The following is a 377-nucleotide window of genomic DNA, read 5'->3' as shown; positions in this document are numbered from 1 at the left end:
GATAGGATAGTTCCTCCTGTGACAGCCCGGCTTCTTTCCGCAGCTTTTGTATTTTTTCCCCGAAGGTCATATTGGTATCCTCCTTTCGCTATCAGTATACGATTTTTACCGATAGCACACCACCAGATTGCGGTTTCTTTTCCGCAACGGGCGGTTGCAACCACAGAAATCAGCGGATTTTTCTCGTTTTCAAAAACAAATAATGTTGCCGACTTCATTATACTATGACAGGCCACATTTAGGAATAGATGATTTGTAAACTTGCGGAATTGAGACAAGGGTTTGGGGATATGCCCCAACAAGCAAAATCCCCGGCCCGGCAGGGGCAGCCGGGTCAGGGATTTGCCCGTATTTATAGGCTCTTTGGGATAATCAGG

General features: G+C 46.4%; 1 protein-coding gene. It reads right to left on the bottom strand.

The window, feature by feature from the left end; genetic code table 11:
* On the bottom strand, nt 1-377 hold a 377-nt coding region (locus H6A12_RS13145), incomplete at both ends, for a hypothetical protein (protein ID WP_204448445.1).

Origin of the sequence: Merdimmobilis hominis, from assembly GCF_016901855.1 — a bacterium.
Taxonomy (GTDB): Bacteria; Bacillota; Clostridia; order Oscillospirales; family Ruminococcaceae; genus Paludihabitans.
The sequence above is the reverse complement of the archived record's forward strand: the minus strand, read 5'-3'. Positions and strand labels throughout refer to the sequence as shown.